We start from the raw sequence: 19,525 nt of genomic DNA, 5'->3' as shown, positions 1-19,525 counted from the left end.
CCGTATCTGTCCATAACCAGAATATCAATGATGTTGAAGAAATCTTCTAGTGGTGTGTGGACAACGGCTTTCCCCGCCCGCAATGGCTGGAAACACATCCCATCGGCAGGGCATTGCTCAATCCACATATCATTTTACAACCTGAACGGCTTGATGAAGTCTTTGCGATTTACGAACGTTGTATGGATCGCTTTCAGGGGGATGATGCCGATTCCCAGCATGAGTCCCTGATGGGGAAAAAGACAGGCGCGTTCACCTCCGATGACATTCACGGCGTTGAGACCATTAAGTTTTGTCAGACCTTGGAGCGGGCGACCCAACAAGAAAAATGTGGCCGTTCAACGATTTATGTGAATAGCTCTGGGGAAGTGTTTCCTTGCAGTAACTGTATGAGTAACAAGATGTATGGTGCCGGAAATATTAAAGATCGGTCCTTTCAGGAGATATGGGAGACAGGCTTCTCAGATTTCAGGGACAAGACCTTTGTCAGACATACCGTCTGCCAGTCCTGCGATGTTCAGCAAAGCGGCGTTTGGTGCCAGTTTCGCTGTCCTCCGCTTGCGAAAAATGTGTCCGGGGATGAAGCGGGCTGTGGCGCAATCGAGTATCTGAGGCTGTTTATGATTAAATCGCATTAGTATTGGATGTTAAGAAGAAGTCAGGGCTTGAAGCTCAAACTGATCGCACCGGGCAATTAAGTCGCGGCGCATTCTGACAGTGGCTTTTTTGTTGTTTCACTCACAGCATGTTGTGGTCTAATATTTCCGGACACATCAAAAGCCTGTTAATGTGACAACAGTCAATTGAGGTGTAGTCTATGAACAATCATCAAACTAAACGTCGCTTCTCCACGGAATTCAAGTTGGAGGCGATTACACAAGTTATTACACACCGGCAACGTGTGCCTGATGTGGGCGCAGCCTCTGCGGCCTTGAAAAAGTAATCACAGGTGTTGCGTATGTGCATTCTCAATTCTGTACATACGCACACTTTTTGCGCAGACGTGTTTTGCAGACAGGTCCGGGACGATGAACCCTACTTCTCAGCACTATCATTTAAAAGATGCGGATCACCAGCCTTTTCGAGTGCATATGACGGTGCCCGATACCCCATCATCTCCGCTTTGCTGTGTGTTCTTGCATTCCGGTCACATGACGGCATTTGATGCCCCCGCCCGGGAAAATGAATTCTTCTCCGCACTGCGACGGAATTTAGCAGCGCTTGGTATCGCGACCCTTGATTTTGATTTGCCTGATAAAATGCAAGCGGACGAAATCGCCTGCGCGATGGATATCCAAAAACGATATGAACGCTTCAATCAGGTGATTCAGGCCCCACTTTTTGAACCATTCAAGCGCAACTACTGTGTGATCGGGCTGTCCTTAGGCGGACAAATTCTATTAAAGCTGCTTGAAGATTCAAATCATGCCCATGCTCACTGCCGACAAGTTTTTTTACTCAGTACCGTGGTTGAACAACCCGTGTATGTCTATGCAAATCCCGATGCCATTCATCTGATTTATGGCAGCCGGGACTGCATTGCCTATTGCGATGAGGCAATCGAGACCGTCGAACAAGTCTGCGCCCCGGACACCTATTCAAAAGACAGCGCTGACTATGTGGTGACACGCAAATCACAAGAGAAACACATTCATATTCTTCAAGGCGTTGGACACTTGATGGATATGCAGACGACAGACAACCCGCCCTGCGATCCGGCCGATTATCTTGCGGCTCTGATCGCCGGCGAATCCGAATCTCCATGTTCCGCATCTGTTGAGGCGAATCATGCCAATCATTGAGTACCTTTCGCCGGAACCTGCACCGCCAGAAGCATTTTTGAAAACTATCTGTGACCGGATTCAGGTGATCTTGCAGCTCGCGCCCAATCACGTGTGGTCGTTCTGGCACCCGATCGATCCGGCTTGTTTCTTCAAACCGGACTGGGAAATCGCGAGCGCTCCGGCCCCGCTGGTCAAAATTCGCTGTAAATCCACGTACTCCAACCAAGCCGTGCAAGACATCATCACCTGTGTTGCCAATGGCATTGTTGAGGTATTTGGCGTCAACCGGGATGAGATCTATATCGTTGTCGATCGGGTGCATCCTGACCATTTATTCGTAAGAGGGCAGCTATGGAACCAGTAGATACAACTGTATTCACCCTACACCCGATTGGCTGGGTGAGAAATGAGAGAACGACCACCCAAGACGATTTCTGGGGCAGCGTGATCTCAACCATCACGCTCGATAGCAACCAGTTCACCCCGGCAGCGACGCAAGGTTTGAGTGAGTTTTCTCACTTGATAATCGTGTTTGCGATGCACAAAGTTCCTGCTGAAAAAATCGTCACCGGTGCAAGGCACCCGCGGGGTCAGACGGAGCTGCCGCTAGTCGGCATCTTCGGGCAGCGGGCCAAAGCGCGCCCCAATCGGCTGGGGGTGTCTTGCTGTGAACTGCTGGCCTGTGATGGGTTGACCTTAACCGTCAAAGCCCTTGATGCCATTGATGGCACACCGGTGATCGACATCAAACCTTACATGCAATCCTTTGAGCCACAAACAGAAATACGTGAGCCTGCATGGATCTCGGCCATTATGGCACAGTACTATGACTAACGAGTGATTCATGCCCTGAATCATCACTGACATTCGAGGAGCATCATCATGACGCGCATGGCCCATCCGACTGTTTTAGAAACATTGTTACACAACAATCCAGAACTCAATATTCCGGTCCACGAGTACAATATCAACGTGACTTCAAATCACGGGGATATTCTCAGTGATGTAGACACCTTTCAAGCCTACAAAGACTTTGATGGTGCTGGCAAAGAGACCCATCTCTACCTGCACTTGCCTTTGTGTGATTACATCTGTCACTACTGCAATTACGTCAAACGACGGATCAAAGCCAATGACAAAATGCATGAGCTGGAGATTTGGGCAGATTTGCTGATTCAGGAATCCAATTTGTATCTGACGCAGGTGCCGTGGGTGCGTCAGGCGCAGATTAAGTCATTCTACATCGGTGGCGGCACTGGCGCATTACTACTCAATAATCCGGTGGCGATCACCAAACTGATGACCTATATTCGCGAGAATTATCAGCTGGCGGATGACTGTGAAATCAGCATTGAAGGCAACCCGGAAAATTTGTTTTGGTCTAATATTCCCGGACACATCAAAAGCCTGTTAATGTGACAACAGTCAATTGAGGTGTAGTCTATGAACAATCATCAAACTAAACGTCGCTTCTCCACGGAATTCAAGCTGGAGGCGATTACACAAGTTATTACACACCGGTAACGTGTGCCTGATGTGGCCCGGGCTCTCGAACTCGACCCCAGCACCTTGCGCAAGTGGATAAAACAATATCAGGCCGACGAACTGAACGGGATTACCCCTTCCGGTATCGCGCTGACACCTGAACAACAGCGCATTAAAGCGCTGGAAGCCCAGGTCAGGCGTCTGGAAATGGAGAAAGCCATTTTAAAGCAGGCTGCCGTGTTGATGAGCGAAACCCCCGGCAAGTTTACGCTTTAATCACACGGCTAAGTCGGCGTTGGCCGGTCACTGACCTTTGTCGTCTCTTCTGGAAAAAGGCTAATAATGTGTCCTAAATTAGTGGACCACAACAGTCTTGTCAGACAGCACCTCTCTGAGCTGTTGAAGATCAGTCATGTCAATCAGAATCACCTGCACACCAAATTTCGGTAATCCCTGAGTCAGCAAATTATAACTGTTGCCATACATCTTATTGTGCGCAGCCACAACATCTCCGGACTGAAGTAAACTCCAGACAACGCTGCTGAGCGCCGCCATCCCGGATGCGAACGTCACTCCGGCTTCTAATAACGATTGGGTCGGATTATGGACCCGGCCATACACATAGCGCTGTTTTTCACCCGCAAACACCGTGGCGGCCTCTTCACAGGTCTCAAAGGTATAAGAGGCGTTCACATACAGTGGCGGGGAAATCGCCTGATATGGGTCTTCAAATTGTTCTGAAGCACTATGAATGGCCCGCGTTTCCAGTTGCATCGTTCTGTTTGTATTCTTTTGAGAGATATCGCTTTGAGACATATCGCATCCGCCATTGAATTCATATTCTTTCAAAGTATAGCAGTGAACCCTTTCGCAGGTGCTGTAATACTCTGTAATAGTTTTTGTTCCGGCTGAAAAATAGACTCTCCCAATACTTCAATCAAACATAAAATAGGGAGGATTACAATGTATAACAACTAATCACGCACAATAAAAGCAGTCACTCTGAGATATAATTAGATTTTATGACTTACTTAGCTCTTGGGCTTTGGTGTAGCGGAGTAGGCTCGGGCAAGTTTATCTCTAGCCACTCTCTTTCATGTTTATACAGCCAGAAGAACGCCGCATTACAGTCAAACTTTATGTCATGTCGGATGGCTTCTGGGTGGTATTGACGATAGCGAAGAATCTGAAGTTGATAGCGTCGCCTTTTTGATTCATGTTTACGCCAATTTACCAGTCCATCAGTAGTAGAAACGATCAGCTCAATACTCCCGGTTGAAATAGACAACCTTCGTGCGATTTCTTTACGGTGAAAGCCTTTCGTAGCAAGTTCAATTGCAATTTGGCAAACCAAAGGGGTTAGCTTAGTAGGCTTTAGTCGCGTACTTATTTTTGCCCCAAGAGCAGCAGCTTTTACAAAGCAGCGACTTTTGCTTATTTCCCTGCTAATGCTTGCAATTGAGTTACTTTTTTTCAGGAGTGTTAAACACTTTGCTTTCTTCTGGTCATTACGTGTTATGTAGTTAAATTCGGTGGTTACAAAACCTTCTACCGACTCAGCTTTACTCAACCAATAGCTGAACAAATGTTCTGTCTTACTTCTCCGTTAATGTGACAAAAATCTTTTTTCTTGGCTATCAAAAAACACTTGAAAATAACCATGCAAATGATAAGTTTTAATTTCAAACATTCTAGGCAAGGAAAATAAAAATGATAAATAAACCGATTGTCTATGATTTCCATGGTGATAAACCATTAAGTAAACCTGTTACTGATATAAAGCCCAAAGACATTCATATTTATCTTGATGAAATTAACGATCTTGTTAATAAAAGATTAAACGGTGTGTTAAAGAATGGATGTTTTTCTCGTGAGCTAATGAATAACCTCTCTGGTAGATCGATAGAGATTAAAAATGTTTAATAGATTATTGGTAATAGAAAAAAACCCATCCGGTTCGATTGGGTTAAAAAAAGCAAAAGAGCTGGGTGCTTATATTATATTTATTGGATCAAGGAAATACTATAATAAGGTATCTGATAATGATTTACTCTATATTGATGAATTCTTCGAAGCAGATACCAATGATGATCAGCTTGTTATAAATATGGCTGAACATATCAATGCTAAGAAAAAAATACAGGGTGTTATTACATTTATGGAGTTCTATGTTCCCCTTGCGGCTAAAGTAGCAGAAACATTAGGTCTTAAAGGAATAACATATGAGAATGCATTGAAAGCAAGAAACAAACACTTAATGAGAGAATCCTTTAGGCAAAAAAATGTTCCTATTCCTAAATACGCTCTAATTTCGAATGTTGACAGTGCAAAAATAGAAGCAGCCAAAATTGGGTATCCAAACATTATAAAACCTATTAATATGGCTGGAAGTCGAGGTGTTTTACGTAATGATAATGTCATCGAATTGGAAAGAAATTTCTGTGAAGTCTGTGAAATAACTCCTCCATTTGGAGTAAAAAAATCTTCTTTGTTTTTGATAGAAGAATATCTAGAAGGACAAGAATACAGTGTTGAATCTATTTCCTTTAATGGTGTTGTGAACATTATCACAATTACTAAAAAATACGTATCAGATAATGGTTATTTTGTTGAATTAGGGCATACATTGCCTGCTAATCTACCATTACAACAAAAAATTGAAATAGAAAAAGTGGTAACACAAGCCTTGCTCGCGTTAGGTATTTATAATGGAGGAGGACATACCGAGGTTAAGGTGACAAGTGATGGTGTCAAAGTCATTGAAGTAGGAGCTAGGTTAGGAGGAGATCATATTCCTGAATTAGTGGAAATGGCTACCGGTATTGATATGTGGAAAGCAGTTATACAGGTTTCGTTAGATATTTCACCTGACTTAAGTAAGAAGTTCAATAAATATGTCGCTATTTCTTATATCACCGCACCTTCTGGTATTGTTAAAAAGATAAATTACACAAAGAATGACTTTATCCATTTTGATGTTAACGTTGGAGAACATATTGAATCACTTAAAAATAGCTCTCAACGATTAGGGTATGCTATTGCATGTGGCGTAACAGCGGAGCAGGCTGAATCTGATAGTCATCACCTTAAAGAGAGTGTTATTATCGAAATAGAGTCAACATAACTCAATTACGTATCCTGGTGAATCAATGGCATCTCTATTTAGATTATCTTTATTAAAACATTTACCTCCCCCAATTTTTATCATGTTATTGGGGACACTGTTAACAAGGGCCGCCTATTTTATGGTTTGGCCTTTCTTAGCGATGATCCTTTATCGGCAGTTTAACATGTCAGCGACAGGGATTGGCGGATTATTGGCGCTGTCAAGTATCTTAGGCTCGGTGACAGGCATTTATACCGGATATTTGTCTGATATTTTTTGCCGCAGAACGATAATGCTTATCGGGGTGATGATAAGCATTATTTCATTCATCATGATATCCTTCTCATCTTCACCTATCTTATATTTAATCGCTATATCTGGAATTAGTATTGGCCGTGCTCTGTTAGAAGCGTGTAGCAAAGCCTTAATTGGCGATTATATTGATTCTCCTAAAGAGAGAGAGTCAATCCAATACTATCGATATTATTTGGTCAATGTTGGCGCTGCAATTGGTCCTTATATTGGATTAGCCTCTGGCCTATCGGCACAGAGAGAAACTTTTCTGATTACAGCCATTGTTTATTTTGTTTATGGTATTATGTTGCGTGTCCTTTTATTATCTTCAAAAAAGGAAGAGAAGATAAAAAAAGCCAGTAATGAAATTAGCTTTACAAAAACATTGAACATAATTATTTCTCACCGAACATTCGTGATACTTCTATTATGTAATGTTCTTGTTATGTTTGTTTATGCTAACTTTGACTCTACACTTGTTCAATATTTATCCAGATCAAATATCAACAATGTTACCAACTTTATCGCTTTATTAGTTATTGTCAACTCATTGACAATTATCACTTTGCAAATACCAATTTTAGTTTTGTTAAGAAAATTTACACCAAGAATAAAAATATTAATCGGTATCATGTTAATTGCCATAGCTCAAATCATTTTTGCATTCTCACCTATTGATACAGTTTATTATCTCTGTGTCGCAACTGTCATTTTGAGTTTTGGGGAAATAATTGCTATACCTACGTTTAATGTCGAAGTTGATACGCTCACACCTCACCATTTAAGGGGAGCTTTTTTTGGTGCTTCCAATATGTCAAGTATCGGATCAGCTTTAGCGCCTATTTACGGAGGGATCATGCTTGATTTATTTAATGCTACTCTACTGTTTTCATTATTATCCCTAATTAGCTTGATAACTCTATTGATTTATTATATTTTTTTAATCAAAAAAAGTAATTAATGGTGGATGTATGAATTTCAATTTTGATGTTGTATTCGATCGTTCTGTTTTTTCATCCACTAAATGGACATACCCTCAAGACCCACTGTATACCGATAACAAGCCAACACCATTATGGGTGGCAGATATGGATTTTCAGTGTCCTCCTTCTGTCAGAAAAGCGCTTTTGAACATCATTGATTATGGCATATTGGGTTACACTAATTGTAGCTTATCAACATTAAATGCGATTACAGACTGGCAAAAAAACAGGCATGACTGGACAATTGAACCCGATTGGATTGTTCAGAGTCCAGGTGTTGCTACTGCGATTGATATTATAATTAATGCACTTTCGGAGCCAGATGATTCTATCATTATAATGACACCTGTTTATGGGGCATTTTCGCGCTCTATACTCGCCAATCAACGCTCCGCAATAACTGTTCCTCTTCATAATATTACTGGTCGATATTTACTTGATTTTGATGAGCTAGAAAAAAGCATTACAGCAAAAACAAAAATGCTTATCCTCTGTAATCCCCATAATCCAATTGGTAAAATTTGGTCTATTGACGAGCTAAATATCATTGGTAATATCTGTTTGAAACATAAAATAATCATCATATCAGATGATATTCACCAAGATTTGATTTTCAATAACCGTTCGCAATACACTCCTTTAGCAGCTCTGCACCCTTATTTTTCTGAGATATGTATTACGTGTACCTCACCAAGCAAAACCTTTAATCTAGCAGGGCTGCAAACATCTAATATTATTATTAAAAATAATAAGCTACGTGAAAGAGTAAAAAAAGAATTTCTGCGATATGATATGTCCCGCCCCAACATGATAGGATTAGCTGCGTGTGAAGCAGCTTATAAAACAGGGCAGGAGTGGTTAGAAGCGCTTTTACTATATTTAAAGGGAAATTATAATTTATTACATACTATGCTGAATGGTGTTGAGGGTATTCGAGTGACTGAATCCGATGCATTATTTTTATCTTGGATAGACTTTCGGCAAACAAATATCAATTTAGATAATTTGAATAATACATTAATTCAACAAGGAAAAGTTTGGTTAGATATTGGTGAACAATTTGGTGCGGAAGGATATGGGTTTGCGAGATTGAATTTTGCTTGTCCTAGAAAGATGTTAGAGTCTTCAATTAAAAATATACTCCATATCTGTCATTTTCAGAATGATGGCTGCGTCAACTGACAGAGCTAAACCACCCAAGTCATGATTCCGGTAGTTAGGTATGGTCGAGTTGCCCGACATAGGCTCTCACGCAACCGGATGTGAAGTAGAGTAGAGCGCTAGCGAGTTACCATTTGCTATGACACTTTTCCGAACGCCCCTCTTCAAACCGGACATGAGACTTGCGACCTCATCCGGCTTTCCAGTATCATTTTTCCCGATTTTTGGTTGGACGAAACTTGTGAATCTCCTTATGGGTAAACTTTATTGTCTCTCCACAACAGTCACAACGCTTGCGCACATGCCCAAGAGGAACTCCATGCCCATTGGAAGTTATAGCCACCAAGCCAGCCGGTGACGTCTACTACCTCACCAATAAAGTAGAGACCTTTTACCTGATTAGCCTCCATCGTTTTAGATGAAAGCTGGTGAGTATCAACACCTCCCATTGTCACTTCGGCGGTGCGATAGCCTTCCGTACCGTTAGGTTGTACCCGCCATGATTGGAGGTTAGCCGCCAACTGTTTTTGCTGATTTGGAGTTAGTTGTTTAAGAGCAATATCTGGGATCTGACCGAGCGTTTGCAGGCACTCTGTCAGCCGCTTCGGTAATAATTTTGCCAAAGTATTTTTTACGCTTTGATTTGGGTGAGAGTTCCGTTCTTGCTCTAGAAAGGTTTCCAGATCACTATCAGGAAGTAAGTTAATGCTTACAAACTCCCCCGGTTGCCAGTAATTGGAAATTTGTAAGATTGCTGGACCAGAAAGTCCTCGGTGGGTAAACAGAATATTTTCTTTGAACAGAGTACCGTTTTCGGCGGTAACAATGGCGGGAACAGACACGCCAGAGAGCATATGAAGTTGCTCCAGTAGTGGTTTGTGCAGAGTAAAAGGCACAAGAGCGGCGCGGGTTGGCAAGACTTTCAAACCGAACTGTTCTGCAATTCGATAACCAAAAGGAGTTGCTCCAAGGCCAGGCATAGATAACCCACCGGAAGCAATGACAAGTGAGCGTGCATTTACTTCCTTTCCGTTAACGATGATAACGAAACCCTGCTCATTTTTTTCTACCTGGCTAACTTCGCTGCGCAGACGAATAGTAACCTGACCGGCTTCACACTCTTTCAGCAACATATCAACGATCTGTTGGGCAGAGTCATCACAGAAAAGCTGCCCCAGTGTTTTTTCATGGTAAGCAATGCCATGACGTTGAACCAGTTCGATAAAATTCCATTGTGTATAACGAGCCAGAGCAGACTTGCAAAAATGGGGGTTAGCAGAAAGATAAGCTGATGGTTCTGTGTACAGATTCGTGAAGTTGCAACGTCCACCACCGGACATCAAAATTTTACGCCCGGCTTTTTTGCCATTGTCCAGAACAAGTATCCGTAAACCGAGCTGCCCAGCCTGAGCTGCGCAGAACAAACCTGCTGCACCGGCGCCAATAATAACCGCATCAAATCTTTCCACTGTTTTTCTCTTTATGACTAAATAATTTAGTGGGGAATTACCCCTAATATGTTGCATTTTTGATAAGTTTGCGGGGAAAAATTCCCTTATAACTTAAATCTGTCAATTTTTTAGAAGATATGTAATTTAATGATATATAAGGAATATTCCTATTTCTTATTGTTACCTAGTTGTCATGAAATCAAAAAAAGTTCATATTTCACTTCCCCCGCTAGCATTTGTCACTGATAATGCGCCGCGTTCATGTCCAACTAACTGGCTTAACGTTTATGCTACATCTTTTTACTGGCCTGGATTTTCACACCAGCCTAATGTTAGTACTGGCACTACTATTTGTGCTGTTTTATGAAGCCATTAATGGCTTTCATGATACCGCGAATGCGGTAGCAACAGTTATTTATACCCGTGCTATGCGAGCACAGTTCGCCGTCGTTATGGCTGGGGTATTTAACTTCTTTGGTGTTCTTCTTGGTGGATTAAGTGTCGCTTACGCGATTGTGCATTTGCTTCCGACCGATCTTCTTCTCAATGTCAGTTCTGCTCATGGCCTTGCTATGGTGTTTTCCATGTTGCTGGCTGCGATTGTCTGGAACCTTGGGACCTGGTATTTCGGTTTACCTGCATCCAGTTCCCATACCCTGATTGGTTCCATCATTGGTATCGGTTTAACCAATGCCATCGTAACCGGTTCTTCTGTGGTTGATGCGTTGAATGTGCCGAAGATGATACAGATTTTCCTGTCGTTGATCCTCTCTCCTTTAATCGGATTGATCATCGCAGGGGCTGTCGTGTTTCTGCTGCGTCGTTACTGGAGTAGCACCAAGAAACGTAAACGTATTCATCTGACTCCCGCTGAACGTGAAAAGAAGGATGGTAAGCGTAAGCCCCCTTTCTGGACACGTACAGCGCTGATTTTGTCTGCGGTAGGCGTAAGCTTCTCTCATGGGGCGAATGATGGTCAGAAAGGTATCGGTTTGATTATGCTGGTGCTAATTGGTGTAGCGCCAGCGGGATTTGTTGTAAACATGAATGCCAATGGTTATGACATCGCCCGTACCTACGACGCTATTACTCACTTGCAACAATATTATCGGCAGCATGGCTCAGCGTTATCCCATGCAATTGAGCTGACGCCATCGGTCGCTGTTGCGGAAGATGAACCGGAAGGGCGATTCCATTGTGATATTACGCGTGCTGTCGTTGTTCTTAATCAGACAGAAAGCCTATTGAAGGGCATTCAGAGCTACAGTGAGCTGAATGCTGAACAACGTAACAATATGCGCCGTATGTTGATGTGTATTGCTGATACGGCGGAGTCTCTGGCTAAACTGCCGGAAACTCGTGCTGAAGACGCCCGTTTCCTGAATAAATTGCGGAAAGACTTATTACACACCGTTGAGTATGCGCCTGTCTGGATTATCATTGCGGTAGCACTGGCTCTGTCTTTGGGAACGATGGTTGGCTGGAAACGTGTTGCAGTCACTATTGGTGAGAAGATTGGCAAAAAAGGTATGACCTACGCGCAAGGTGTTTCAGCTCAGATGACTGCTGCTGTTTCAATTGGTGTTGCGAGTTATACCGGCATGCCGGTCTCTACTACGCAGGTGCTTTCTTCTGCGGTGGCTGGAACGATGTTGGTCGATGGCGGTGGGGTTCAGGGTAAAACTATCCAGAATATCATGCTGGCTTGGATACTGACGCTGCCGGTTTCAATCGGGTTGTCCGGTACGCTTTACTGGTTCGCTTTGAAATTGATTTAATTGTTTTAATGGATAATTTGAGGGCGGTATGGGTCAACTATACCGCCTTTTTATTTAATACCAAATCAACATAGAAATCAGGCAAATAACAACTAATCCACTCAGTGCGCTGGTCAAAATAAATTGTCTTCTCAACCTTTCACAACGAAGAACAACTTCTGGATCATGATGATCAAGGTAACGTTGTGAATTGATATAGTTCACTAGTCGTATTTGCTTATTAAGTTGCCCATGAGTAGTGAAAAAGCCGTTACCGTCTACTGATTGATAAAGCAAGGGGTCAGATTGACGAAGAATGGACAGCAATGCTCGTAGTGAAGAGAAGTAGCGCATCATATTGATAATGCAGACAAGACACAGCGCCCAAAACAATGCGATTGTACTGAACATAATCCCCTCCTTAGAATGGTTAGCCAAAGCTGTCACAAAAAAGAAAAAATCAAAATTGCAGGTGGCGACACCTTTATATTTATTGTAGGAAAGATAGCCAGATAGTACAAAAAACCTGTTCTGCATGAGTTGGGACAGAACTAGTAGAAAAACGTCATAAACACTCATCTAGTTAGTTCTATCCAACCATGAAACCTCAGAGAGATTGATTAGCTATTCACGTAAATATATTGGGTATCAAGAAAGGCCGTAAATTCAGAGTAGGATTTTGCTATCCATCAAGTGGCAGGAAGAGCAATTGTGGTATATGTTGTTTGGTGGATGTTCTTTGTCCAGTCGCTAAACCGATGAGCTGTGATCGAAACAGGACTTGAAGAACATCCTATTAGTAATAAACACAGGATAGTGGCAATTTGCCCTGCCAACTCACTAACTCGGCATTATGGAAGGAGTTCGCTTATGGCTTACAAACATATTCTTGTTGCGGTTGATTTATCCCCGGAAAGTCAGGTTTTGGTGAGAAAAGCTGTTTCTATGGCTAAACCGGACAATGCCAAAGTTTCCCTGATCCATGTTGATGTTAACTATTCCGATCTCTACACCGGTTTGATTGATGTTAATCTCGGTGATATGCAGCAACGTATTACTGACGAGACCCGCAGTGCGCTGAAAGCGCTCTCAGCAGATTCAGACTATGACATTCAGGAGACCCTGAGCGGTAGCGGTGATCTGGGTCAAGTACTGGTTGATGCAATCAAGAAATATGACATAGATATGGTTGTTTGTGGTCATCATCAGGATTTCTGGAGCAAATTGATGTCTTCTGCTCGTCAGTTAATTAACACGGTTCATGTTGATATGCTGATTGTTCCTCTGCGTGATGATGAATGACAATAGATTGAAAAGTTATTCGATAAAATCGCCTGCTTATGCAGGCGTTTTTTTTGGTGAAATGGGGGGGTGTTTGGCTTATGCTCGGTGCAATCAAGAAATTTTTTTTACCTTTCTGCGAAAAAACTTCTTGAAAGATGAATATAGAACAGTGATATATTCAAAGGGCAAACACAACTTATCTCACATTTTCAACAAAAATAATGATTAGAAAATGACTGAGAATCCATCACAACCGAAGTAGAAATAAGGAATAACTAAATGAGCTGTTTACTATCTTTGTCTTCATTTCTTGGATCGATTCAACGCAGGGATGAATATCAACCAGAATATCTCCAGGCTGTTCGGGAAGTATTCACCTCTCTTTGGCCGTTTCTTGAACAAAACCCGAAATACCGTGAACATAGCCTACTGGAACGTATGGTGGAGCCAGAAAGGGTTATCCAGTTTCGGGTTTGCTGGGTAGATGATCAGGGTAAAGTGCAGGTAAACCGGGCATGGCGAGTGCAATTCAACTCCGCTATTGGTCCATACAAAGGTGGCATGCGTTTTCATCCATCGGTGAACCTCTCTATTCTGAAATTCTTGGGCTTTGAACAAACCTTGAAAAATGCACTGACAACTTTACCAATGGGTGGTGGTAAAGGTGGTTCAGATTTTGATCCTAAAGGAAAAAGTCAGGGCGAAGTCATGCGTTTTTGTCAGGCATTAATGACAGAATTGTACCGCCATTTGGGGCCGGATACTGATGTTCCCGCAGGTGACATTGGTGTGGGTGGCCGTGAAGTGGCTTTTATGTCAGGGATGATGAAAAAGCTTTCTAACAACACGGCTTGCGTATTTACTGGCAAAGGTCTCTCTTTTGGCGGTAGCTTGATTCGCCCGGAAGCAACCGGCTATGGTCTGGTCTATTTCGTCAATGCCATGTTGAAACGTCATGGCATGGGTTTTGACGGTATGCGCGTATCGGTTTCCGGTGCAGGTAATGTGGCGCAATATACGATTGAAAAATGCATGGCATTGGGAGCGAAAGTGGTAACCGCTTCTGATTCCGGCGGTACTTTAGTTGATGAGGAAGGGTTTACGCCGGAGAAGCTGGCTCATCTTGAAGAGATAAAAAACCAACGCTATGGCCGTGTGGAAGAATACGCCAGAGAGCGGGGTCTGACTTTCTTGAAAGGGTTACAACCTTGGTCTGTGCCGGTTGATATCGCTTTGCCATGTGCCACTCAGAATGAACTGGACTTGGATGCGGCTAAGGTCCTTATCAAGAATGGCGTCAAAGCGGTTGCTGAAGGGGCGAATATGCCAGCAACTATTTCAGCGACGGAAGCCTTTATTGAAGCAGGTGTGTTATTCGCACCCGGTAAAGCGGCCAATGCTGGTGGCGTGGCGACATCTGGTCTGGAAATGGCACAAAATGCGGCCCGTTTAGGCTGGAAGGCTGAAAAAGTGGATGCGCGCTTGCACCACATCATGTTGGATATTCACCACGCCTGTGTTGAGTATGGTGGCGAGGGCAAACAGACCAATTATGTTCAGGGGGCGAACATTGCCGGATTTGTGAAAGTTGCCGACGCTATGCTTGCTCAAGGCATTCTTTAAACTACATTCTTTAAACTAAAAGATATCAGCCGCAATAACGGCTGATTTTTTTCAACGAGGATAAATATCAAAACGGTGATTTTTCGTGGTGATAGCTGCTGATGCAGCGACTCCAGCTAAGGGTTCTGCATAATCTGGCCGCTTTACCACGACGCGGCGTTTTGCCAAAGCGCGTGCAGGGGCTAGCAAACTATCAGCATCTTCATCAGCGCCAACCAGAGATTGGAACACTCGCATCTCTTTTTTCACCAGTGCGCTTTTCTGCTTATGTGGATACATAGGATCAAGATAAACGACATCGGGCTGTGGCGTAATATCGGCCAGCGCTGTAATGCTGGAGGCATGGAGCAGCGTCATGCGCTCTTGCAACCAGCCGCCAATTTCTTCATCCTGATAACCACGTTGCAGCCCATCATCCAGTAATGCCGCGACCACAGGATGGCGTTCCAGCATTCTTACATGACAACCCAGTGATGCCAGCACAAAGGCATCGCGCCCCAGGCCGGCGGTAGCATCTACGACTGTTGGTAGATAATCTTTTTTGATTCCTATGGCCTTAGCAACGGCTTCGCCGCGTCCGCCGCCAAAGCGACGGCGATGTGCCATTGTACCTGATACAAAATCGACATAGATGCCGCCTAGCTTTGGCTCATCCCGTTTACGAAGTTCAAGACGTTGAGGGGTAAAGACCAACGCCATAATCGCGCTTTCGTCATGCATCAGCCCCCAGCGCTCTGCCAGTTGAGATAAGGCGCTGTTATCAGCGCCTTGTTCACAGATTAAACAGATTCCCACCTTAAATTACCCTTTAATACCGGCCTTGCGCAGCATTGCATCCAGTTTTGGTTCACGGCCACGGAAGCGTTTGAACAACTCCATTGGTTCTTCTGAACCGCCACGGGACAAAATGTTATCAAGGAAAGATTGCCCGGTTTCGCGGTTAAAAATGCCTTCTTCCTCGAAACGAGAGTAAGCATCGGCTGCCAACACATCAGCCCACAGATAACTGTAGTAGCCAGCGGCATAACCACCGGAGAAGATGTGGGTGAATGAATGTGGGAAACGGCCCCATTCAGGTGAAGGCACTACGGAGACCAATTTCTTCACTTCTTTTAAGGTCTTCATGGTTTGAGCGCCTTTCTTTGGATCGTAGTTAACATGCAGACGGAAATCGAACTGACCAAACTCAAGTTGACGTAAGATCCTCATGGCAGCCTGATAGTTTTTGGCTGCTAACAGATTATCCAACATGGATTGCGGCAGAGGTTCTTTAGTCTCATAGTGACCAGAGATGAATGCCAGTGCTTCTGGCTCCCAGCACCAGTTTTCCATGAATTGGCTTGGCATTTCAACCGCATCCCACGGTACACCATTGGTACCGGAGACACCGGCAGTTTCAATCTTAGTCAGCATTAGGTGTAGACAGTGACCAAACTCGTGGAACAGCGTATTGACTTCATTGTGAGTGAATAGCGCTGGTTTATTGCCAACAGGTTTGTTGAAGTTGCAGTTCAGATAAGCGACAGGCTTTTGCAGTTCGCCGTTGGAACGGCGCATGCTGCTGATACACTCATCCATCCAGGCGCCGCCACGTTTATTCTCGCGTGCGTACAGATCCATATAGAAGCTACCGCGCAGCTCATTGGTGTCATCGTACAGATCAAAGAAACGGACATCCTGATGCCAGGTTTCTACATCATGGCGCTCTTTAGCCGTAATGCCATAGATACGGCGAACAACTTCGAATAACCCTTCAACAGCCTTTTGTTCAGGGAAATAAGGACGTAATTGCTCATCATTGATAGAGAACTCGTACTGTTTTTGTTTTTCGCCATAATAAGTCATATCCCAAGCTTCCAGCTTGTGGGCGCAATGATGCCATTTAGCAAAACCTTTTAATTCATCTACTTCCTCTTCGCCCTGTGGATGAGCGCGTTTTGTCAAATCATTCAGAAAATCCAATACTTCCTTCGGGGTTTTTGCCATCTTGGTTGCAAGGGATTGTTCTGCATAATTTTTGAAACCAAGCAACAGAGCTTGTTCGTGACGTAGCGCGAGGATTTCGGCGATCACTTCGCTGTTATCCCATTTACCTGCATTTGGCCCCTGATCGGATGCGCGGGTATTGTAGGCGTGGTAAATTTCTCGACGCAGTTCACGGTTATCTGCATAGGTGATAACCGGCTGATAACTTGGTGCTTCTAAAGTCAGTAGCCAGCCTTTTTGTCCTTTGGCTTCTGCTTGTGCTTTAGCGGCGGCAAGCGCGCTTTCAGGCAGACCAGCCAGATCTTTCACGTCAGTAATTAATTTGGTCCAGCCCATAGTTGCATCAAGCACATTATTGTTGAATTGCGAACTTAAATCTGACAAACGAGCACTAATCTCGCCATAGCGTTTCTGCTTCTCTTCAGGCAGACCAATACCTGATAGTTTAAAATCACGCAGTGCATTTTCGACAACTTTGCGTTGAGGCACAGAGAGCTTCTCAAACTCAGCGCTTTCACGTAATGACGTATAGGCTTGATATAGTCCCTTGTGTTGACCTAACCAGGTACTGAATTCGGACAGTAATGGCAAACTTTCTTCATAGACGGCGCGTAATTCTGGGCTGTTTTTAACCGAATTCAGATGATTGACTGGTGACCATGCACGGGATTGCTTATCACTTGCTTCGGCCAATGGCTGACACAGATTATCCCAGGTAAAAACGGTATTCTCGGCCAATATTTTTTCGATAGTTTGGCGATAATTGGCAATGACTTCTTTTACAGCGGGAACAACATGTTCTGGTTTAATAGAAGAAAATTTTGGTAAGCCTGATGGAACGAGTAACGGATTAGTCATATAAAGCGTCCTTTTTATGTGTTGGATACATTGCTGAGCGGAGCAACCTTGTATCGTAATGGGTATCGGCTAATAAGATGTAGGTAAAATTCGACAAACTCAACGCGAATGTTGAGTTTATGAACAACAAAATTTAATGCTTTTTAGGAAATTGAGAATGATTTCAGCAAACGGATTCAGAAGCCAGATAATATGCGCTATGATTAGCTCCTTTTCATAATTCTTTGTATTTATATGGAAGATCATCGTCCCCGGCGGGGCGGCTGGACTTCAAATCCAGATGGGGCCGCCAGCGGTCTCTGGCAGGTTCGACTCCTGTGATCTTCCGCCAATTAGCCTCTACTGAACTCCACTGCCTCAAGTAAATCCCCTATAATACCCGCAATTACTGCTGATTATGTTCTCCCGAGGTCAACTGTCTCTACCAGAATCAAGTGCATTCTGGGGGCATAATGGGGGGCATGATTTATAGCCCCATTTTGAGATGCCCCCAATGAAGCTAACAGTCAGACAAATCGACACAGCCAAGCCCAAAGAGAAGCCGTACAAGCTATCTGATGGTGGAGGCCTCTATCTTGAAGTAACTACCAACGGCTCACGCTACTGGCGTTTAAAGTATCGTTATGCGGGTAAAGAAAAGCGCCTTGCTTTCGGCGTTTATCCCGAGGTTTCTCTAGCTCAAGCACGCGAAAAGCGTGATGCTGCGAAAAAGCTGCTGTCTGCTGGAAGCGATCCCGGTGAAGTAAAGAAAGCAGAGAAAATTGCCCAAAAGCTTAACTATGAAAATACCTTCGAAGCTATTGCCCGTGAATGGCATCAGCTGAGAGCCGATCGTTGGTCATTGCGCTATCGGGATGAAATTATTGATACTTTTGAAAAGGATATTTTCCCCTACCTCGGTAAACGCCCCATAGCTGAAATTAAGCCTATGGAATTGCTGGAAACCCTTCGCCGAATGGAAAAACGCGGCGCGTTAGAAAAGATGCGCAAAGTCAGGCAGCGCTGCGGTGAAGTATTCCGTCATGCGATTGTGACCGGACGCGCTGAATACAATCCTGCACCCGATCTTGCCACAGCCCTCGCAACACCAAAGAAAACACATTTTCCATTCCTGACTGCCGAAGAACTCCCTCACTTTCTTAAAGACCTGGCCGGTTATACCGGCAGCGTTATTACCAAGACTGCAACACAAATCATCATGCTTACTGGGGTACGAACTCAGGAATTACGTTTTGCCCGCTGGGAGGATATCAATTTTGAAAAGCGGCTCTGGGAGATCCCTGCTGAAGTGATGAAGATGAAACGACCACACATCGTTCCGATGTCGGAACAGGTTGTCGCACTTTTTGAGACACTAAAGCCTATTACGGGGCTATACCCGCTGGTATTCGTCGGACGCAATGATCGTACGAAGCCGATCTCAAAGGAAAGTGTTAATCAGGTGATAGAGTTGTTGGGATATAAAGGAAGGCTGACGGGGCATGGTTTCCGCCACACAATGAGTACCATCCTTCATGAAGAAGGTTTTAACTCAGCGTGGATAGAAACGCAGCTTGCGCATGTGGATAAGAACGCTATTCGCGGGGCTTACAATCATGCACAGTATTTGGAAGGGAGACAACAGATGATGCAGTGGTATAGTGATTACATAGATAGCTTGTCTAGAAATAAACTTCCGCAATTTTTTTCTTCAAAAAAAGCAGTATGAACAATAAATCTAGTTGATGCATACAAAGGTTTATTGTCGATAGCA

Annotated in this window: 21 protein-coding genes and 1 tRNA gene; 16 read left to right on the top strand and 6 right to left on the bottom strand. The window is 43.8% G+C overall.

Features of this window, described 5'->3' with window-relative positions:
* Nucleotides 1–56: 56 nt before the first annotated feature.
* The 7 genes from EAE93_RS25095 (at nt 57) to EAE93_RS25560 (ending at nt 3,545) form a co-directional block, all read left to right on the top strand.
* Nucleotides 57–638 carry an SPASM domain-containing protein gene (locus EAE93_RS25095; protein ID WP_214039801.1) on the top strand — a complete coding sequence of 194 codons (582 nt, stop codon included), beginning with the start codon at nt 57–59 and terminating at the stop codon, nt 636–638.
* 179 nt (nt 639–817) lie between these two features.
* Nucleotides 818–943, top strand: a complete 126-nt coding sequence (locus EAE93_RS25090; protein ID WP_269468839.1) for a hypothetical protein — start codon at nt 818–820, stop codon at nt 941–943.
* 85 nt (nt 944–1,028) lie between these two features.
* Nucleotides 1,029–1,802: a hypothetical protein gene (locus EAE93_RS12590; protein WP_214039800.1), complete on the top strand. Its 774-nt coding sequence runs from the start codon at nt 1,029–1,031 to the stop codon at nt 1,800–1,802.
* Entirely contained in the window at nt 1,789–2,148 is a 360-nt protein-coding gene (locus EAE93_RS12585; RefSeq protein ID WP_105399528.1) for a tautomerase family protein, read from the top strand. The genes EAE93_RS12590 and EAE93_RS12585 overlap by 14 nt, the downstream gene beginning before the upstream one ends.
* Nucleotides 2,136–2,618 carry an SAM-dependent methyltransferase gene (locus EAE93_RS12580; RefSeq protein ID WP_105399527.1) on the top strand — a complete coding sequence of 161 codons (483 nt, stop codon included), beginning with the start codon at nt 2,136–2,138 and terminating at the stop codon, nt 2,616–2,618. The genes EAE93_RS12585 and EAE93_RS12580 overlap by 13 nt, the downstream gene beginning before the upstream one ends.
* Before the next feature lie 48 nt (nt 2,619–2,666).
* The gene (locus tag EAE93_RS12575; RefSeq protein ID WP_214039799.1) at nt 2,667–3,203 is read left to right on the top strand and encodes a hypothetical protein; all 537 of its coding nucleotides are present in this window, start codon (nt 2,667–2,669) and stop codon (nt 3,201–3,203) included.
* A 108-nt stretch (nt 3,204–3,311) separates the two neighbouring features.
* Nucleotides 3,312–3,545 carry a transposase gene (locus EAE93_RS25560; RefSeq protein ID WP_105399525.1) on the top strand — a complete coding sequence of 78 codons (234 nt, stop codon included), beginning with the start codon at nt 3,312–3,314 and terminating at the stop codon, nt 3,543–3,545.
* Between the two features lie 78 nt (nt 3,546–3,623).
* Here EAE93_RS25560 and EAE93_RS12565 read toward each other — a convergent pair whose 3' ends face one another.
* Nucleotides 3,624–4,085 carry a PLP-dependent transferase gene (locus EAE93_RS12565; RefSeq protein ID WP_214039798.1) on the bottom strand — a complete coding sequence of 154 codons (462 nt, stop codon included), beginning with the start codon at nt 4,083–4,085 and terminating at the stop codon, nt 3,624–3,626.
* Nucleotides 4,086–4,296: 211 nt separating this feature from the next.
* Nucleotides 4,297–4,839, bottom strand: coding sequence for a TnsD family Tn7-like transposition protein (locus EAE93_RS12560; RefSeq protein WP_214039797.1), 543 nt, complete (start codon nt 4,837–4,839; stop codon nt 4,297–4,299).
* Between the two features lie 140 nt (nt 4,840–4,979).
* Between EAE93_RS12560 and EAE93_RS12555 the strand changes: the two genes are divergently transcribed.
* Genes EAE93_RS12555 through EAE93_RS12540 form a run of 4 tightly spaced genes read left to right on the top strand, consistent with a single transcriptional unit; the run spans nt 4,980 to nt 8,834 of the window.
* Nucleotides 4,980–5,192: a hypothetical protein gene (locus tag EAE93_RS12555; protein ID WP_036812617.1), complete on the top strand. Its 213-nt coding sequence runs from the start codon at nt 4,980–4,982 to the stop codon at nt 5,190–5,192.
* Nucleotides 5,185–6,393: an ATP-grasp domain-containing protein gene (locus EAE93_RS12550; protein ID WP_214039796.1), complete on the top strand. Its 1,209-nt coding sequence runs from the start codon at nt 5,185–5,187 to the stop codon at nt 6,391–6,393. Before EAE93_RS12555 ends, EAE93_RS12550 begins: the two co-directional genes overlap by 8 nt.
* A gap of 25 nt (nt 6,394–6,418) precedes the next feature.
* Nucleotides 6,419–7,630: an MFS transporter gene (locus EAE93_RS12545; RefSeq protein ID WP_214039795.1), complete on the top strand. Its 1,212-nt coding sequence runs from the start codon at nt 6,419–6,421 to the stop codon at nt 7,628–7,630.
* Between the two features lie 10 nt (nt 7,631–7,640).
* Nucleotides 7,641–8,834 (top strand): MalY/PatB family protein, encoded by a 1,194-nt coding sequence (locus EAE93_RS12540; RefSeq protein ID WP_214039794.1) that lies wholly within the window; start codon nt 7,641–7,643, stop codon nt 8,832–8,834.
* 263 nt (nt 8,835–9,097) lie between these two features.
* Here the strand turns inward: EAE93_RS12540 and EAE93_RS12535 are convergent, their stop codons facing one another.
* Nucleotides 9,098–10,282: a BaiN/RdsA family NAD(P)/FAD-dependent oxidoreductase gene (locus tag EAE93_RS12535; RefSeq protein ID WP_214039793.1), complete on the bottom strand. Its 1,185-nt coding sequence runs from the start codon at nt 10,280–10,282 to the stop codon at nt 9,098–9,100.
* Nucleotides 10,283–10,551: 269 nt separating this feature from the next.
* Between EAE93_RS12535 and pitA the strand changes: the two genes are divergently transcribed.
* Nucleotides 10,552–12,042 carry an inorganic phosphate transporter PitA gene (gene pitA / locus EAE93_RS12530; RefSeq protein ID WP_214039792.1) on the top strand — a complete coding sequence of 497 codons (1,491 nt, stop codon included), beginning with the start codon at nt 10,552–10,554 and terminating at the stop codon, nt 12,040–12,042.
* A 54-nt stretch (nt 12,043–12,096) separates the two neighbouring features.
* Here pitA and uspB read toward each other — a convergent pair whose 3' ends face one another.
* Nucleotides 12,097–12,432 (bottom strand): universal stress protein UspB, encoded by a 336-nt coding sequence (gene uspB, locus EAE93_RS12525; RefSeq protein WP_036812627.1) that lies wholly within the window; start codon nt 12,430–12,432, stop codon nt 12,097–12,099.
* Between the two features lie 459 nt (nt 12,433–12,891).
* Between uspB and uspA the strand changes: the two genes are divergently transcribed.
* Entirely contained in the window at nt 12,892–13,323 is a 432-nt protein-coding gene (gene uspA / locus EAE93_RS12520; RefSeq protein ID WP_036779007.1) for a universal stress protein UspA, read from the top strand.
* Between the two features lie 261 nt (nt 13,324–13,584).
* Nucleotides 13,585–14,928: an NADP-specific glutamate dehydrogenase gene (gene gdhA, locus EAE93_RS12515; RefSeq protein WP_036812629.1), complete on the top strand. Its 1,344-nt coding sequence runs from the start codon at nt 13,585–13,587 to the stop codon at nt 14,926–14,928.
* Between the two features lie 51 nt (nt 14,929–14,979).
* Here gdhA and rsmJ read toward each other — a convergent pair whose 3' ends face one another.
* Together rsmJ and prlC are read right to left on the bottom strand one after the other, a co-directional pair.
* Nucleotides 14,980–15,723 (bottom strand): 16S rRNA (guanine(1516)-N(2))-methyltransferase RsmJ, encoded by a 744-nt coding sequence (gene rsmJ / locus EAE93_RS12510; RefSeq protein WP_040149960.1) that lies wholly within the window; start codon nt 15,721–15,723, stop codon nt 14,980–14,982.
* Between the two features lie 6 nt (nt 15,724–15,729).
* The gene (prlC, locus tag EAE93_RS12505) at nt 15,730–17,772 is read right to left on the bottom strand and encodes an oligopeptidase A (protein WP_040149962.1); all 2,043 of its coding nucleotides are present in this window, start codon (nt 17,770–17,772) and stop codon (nt 15,730–15,732) included.
* A gap of 236 nt (nt 17,773–18,008) precedes the next feature.
* Here prlC and EAE93_RS12500 point away from each other — a divergent pair.
* Nucleotides 18,009–18,103, top strand: a tRNA-Sec gene (locus tag EAE93_RS12500).
* A 162-nt stretch (nt 18,104–18,265) separates the two neighbouring features.
* Complete coding sequence (locus EAE93_RS12495) at nt 18,266–19,480, top strand: tyrosine-type recombinase/integrase (RefSeq protein ID WP_036812636.1); 1,215 nt, start codon at nt 18,266–18,268, stop codon at nt 19,478–19,480.
* The last annotated feature ends 45 nt before the right edge of the window (nt 19,481–19,525 follow it).

This window comes from Photorhabdus akhurstii (assembly GCF_018448925.1).
GTDB classification, from domain to species: domain Bacteria; phylum Pseudomonadota; class Gammaproteobacteria; order Enterobacterales; family Enterobacteriaceae; genus Photorhabdus; species Photorhabdus akhurstii.
The sequence above is the reverse complement of the archived record's forward strand: the minus strand, read 5'-3'. Positions and strand labels throughout refer to the sequence as shown.

Excerpts from the sequence above, each read along its gene's own strand:
- prlC (WP_040149962.1), bottom strand. The coding sequence starts at position 17,772 with ATGACTAATCCGTTACTCGTTCCATCAGGCTTACCAAAATTTTCTTCT.
- EAE93_RS12565 (WP_214039798.1), bottom strand. The coding sequence starts at position 4,085 with ATGTCTCAAAGCGATATCTCTCAAAAGAATACAAACAGAACGATGCAA.
- uspB (WP_036812627.1), bottom strand. The coding sequence starts at position 12,432 with ATGTTCAGTACAATCGCATTGTTTTGGGCGCTGTGTCTTGTCTGCATT.
- uspA (WP_036779007.1), top strand. The coding sequence starts at position 12,892 with ATGGCTTACAAACATATTCTTGTTGCGGTTGATTTATCCCCGGAAAGT.
- EAE93_RS12540 (WP_214039794.1), top strand. The coding sequence starts at position 7,641 with ATGAATTTCAATTTTGATGTTGTATTCGATCGTTCTGTTTTTTCATCC.
- EAE93_RS12575 (WP_214039799.1), top strand. The coding sequence starts at position 2,667 with ATGACGCGCATGGCCCATCCGACTGTTTTAGAAACATTGTTACACAAC.
- EAE93_RS12550 (WP_214039796.1), top strand. The coding sequence starts at position 5,185 with ATGTTTAATAGATTATTGGTAATAGAAAAAAACCCATCCGGTTCGATT.
- EAE93_RS12580 (WP_105399527.1), top strand. The coding sequence starts at position 2,136 with ATGGAACCAGTAGATACAACTGTATTCACCCTACACCCGATTGGCTGG.
- EAE93_RS12545 (WP_214039795.1), top strand. The coding sequence starts at position 6,419 with ATGGCATCTCTATTTAGATTATCTTTATTAAAACATTTACCTCCCCCA.
- EAE93_RS12495 (WP_036812636.1), top strand. The coding sequence starts at position 18,266 with ATGAAGCTAACAGTCAGACAAATCGACACAGCCAAGCCCAAAGAGAAG.
- EAE93_RS12555 (WP_036812617.1), top strand. The coding sequence starts at position 4,980 with ATGATAAATAAACCGATTGTCTATGATTTCCATGGTGATAAACCATTA.
- EAE93_RS12585 (WP_105399528.1), top strand. The coding sequence starts at position 1,789 with ATGCCAATCATTGAGTACCTTTCGCCGGAACCTGCACCGCCAGAAGCA.
- gdhA (WP_036812629.1), top strand. The coding sequence starts at position 13,585 with ATGAGCTGTTTACTATCTTTGTCTTCATTTCTTGGATCGATTCAACGC.
- pitA (WP_214039792.1), top strand. The coding sequence starts at position 10,552 with ATGCTACATCTTTTTACTGGCCTGGATTTTCACACCAGCCTAATGTTA.
- EAE93_RS12590 (WP_214039800.1), top strand. The coding sequence starts at position 1,029 with ATGAACCCTACTTCTCAGCACTATCATTTAAAAGATGCGGATCACCAG.
- EAE93_RS25090 (WP_269468839.1), top strand. The coding sequence starts at position 818 with ATGAACAATCATCAAACTAAACGTCGCTTCTCCACGGAATTCAAGTTG.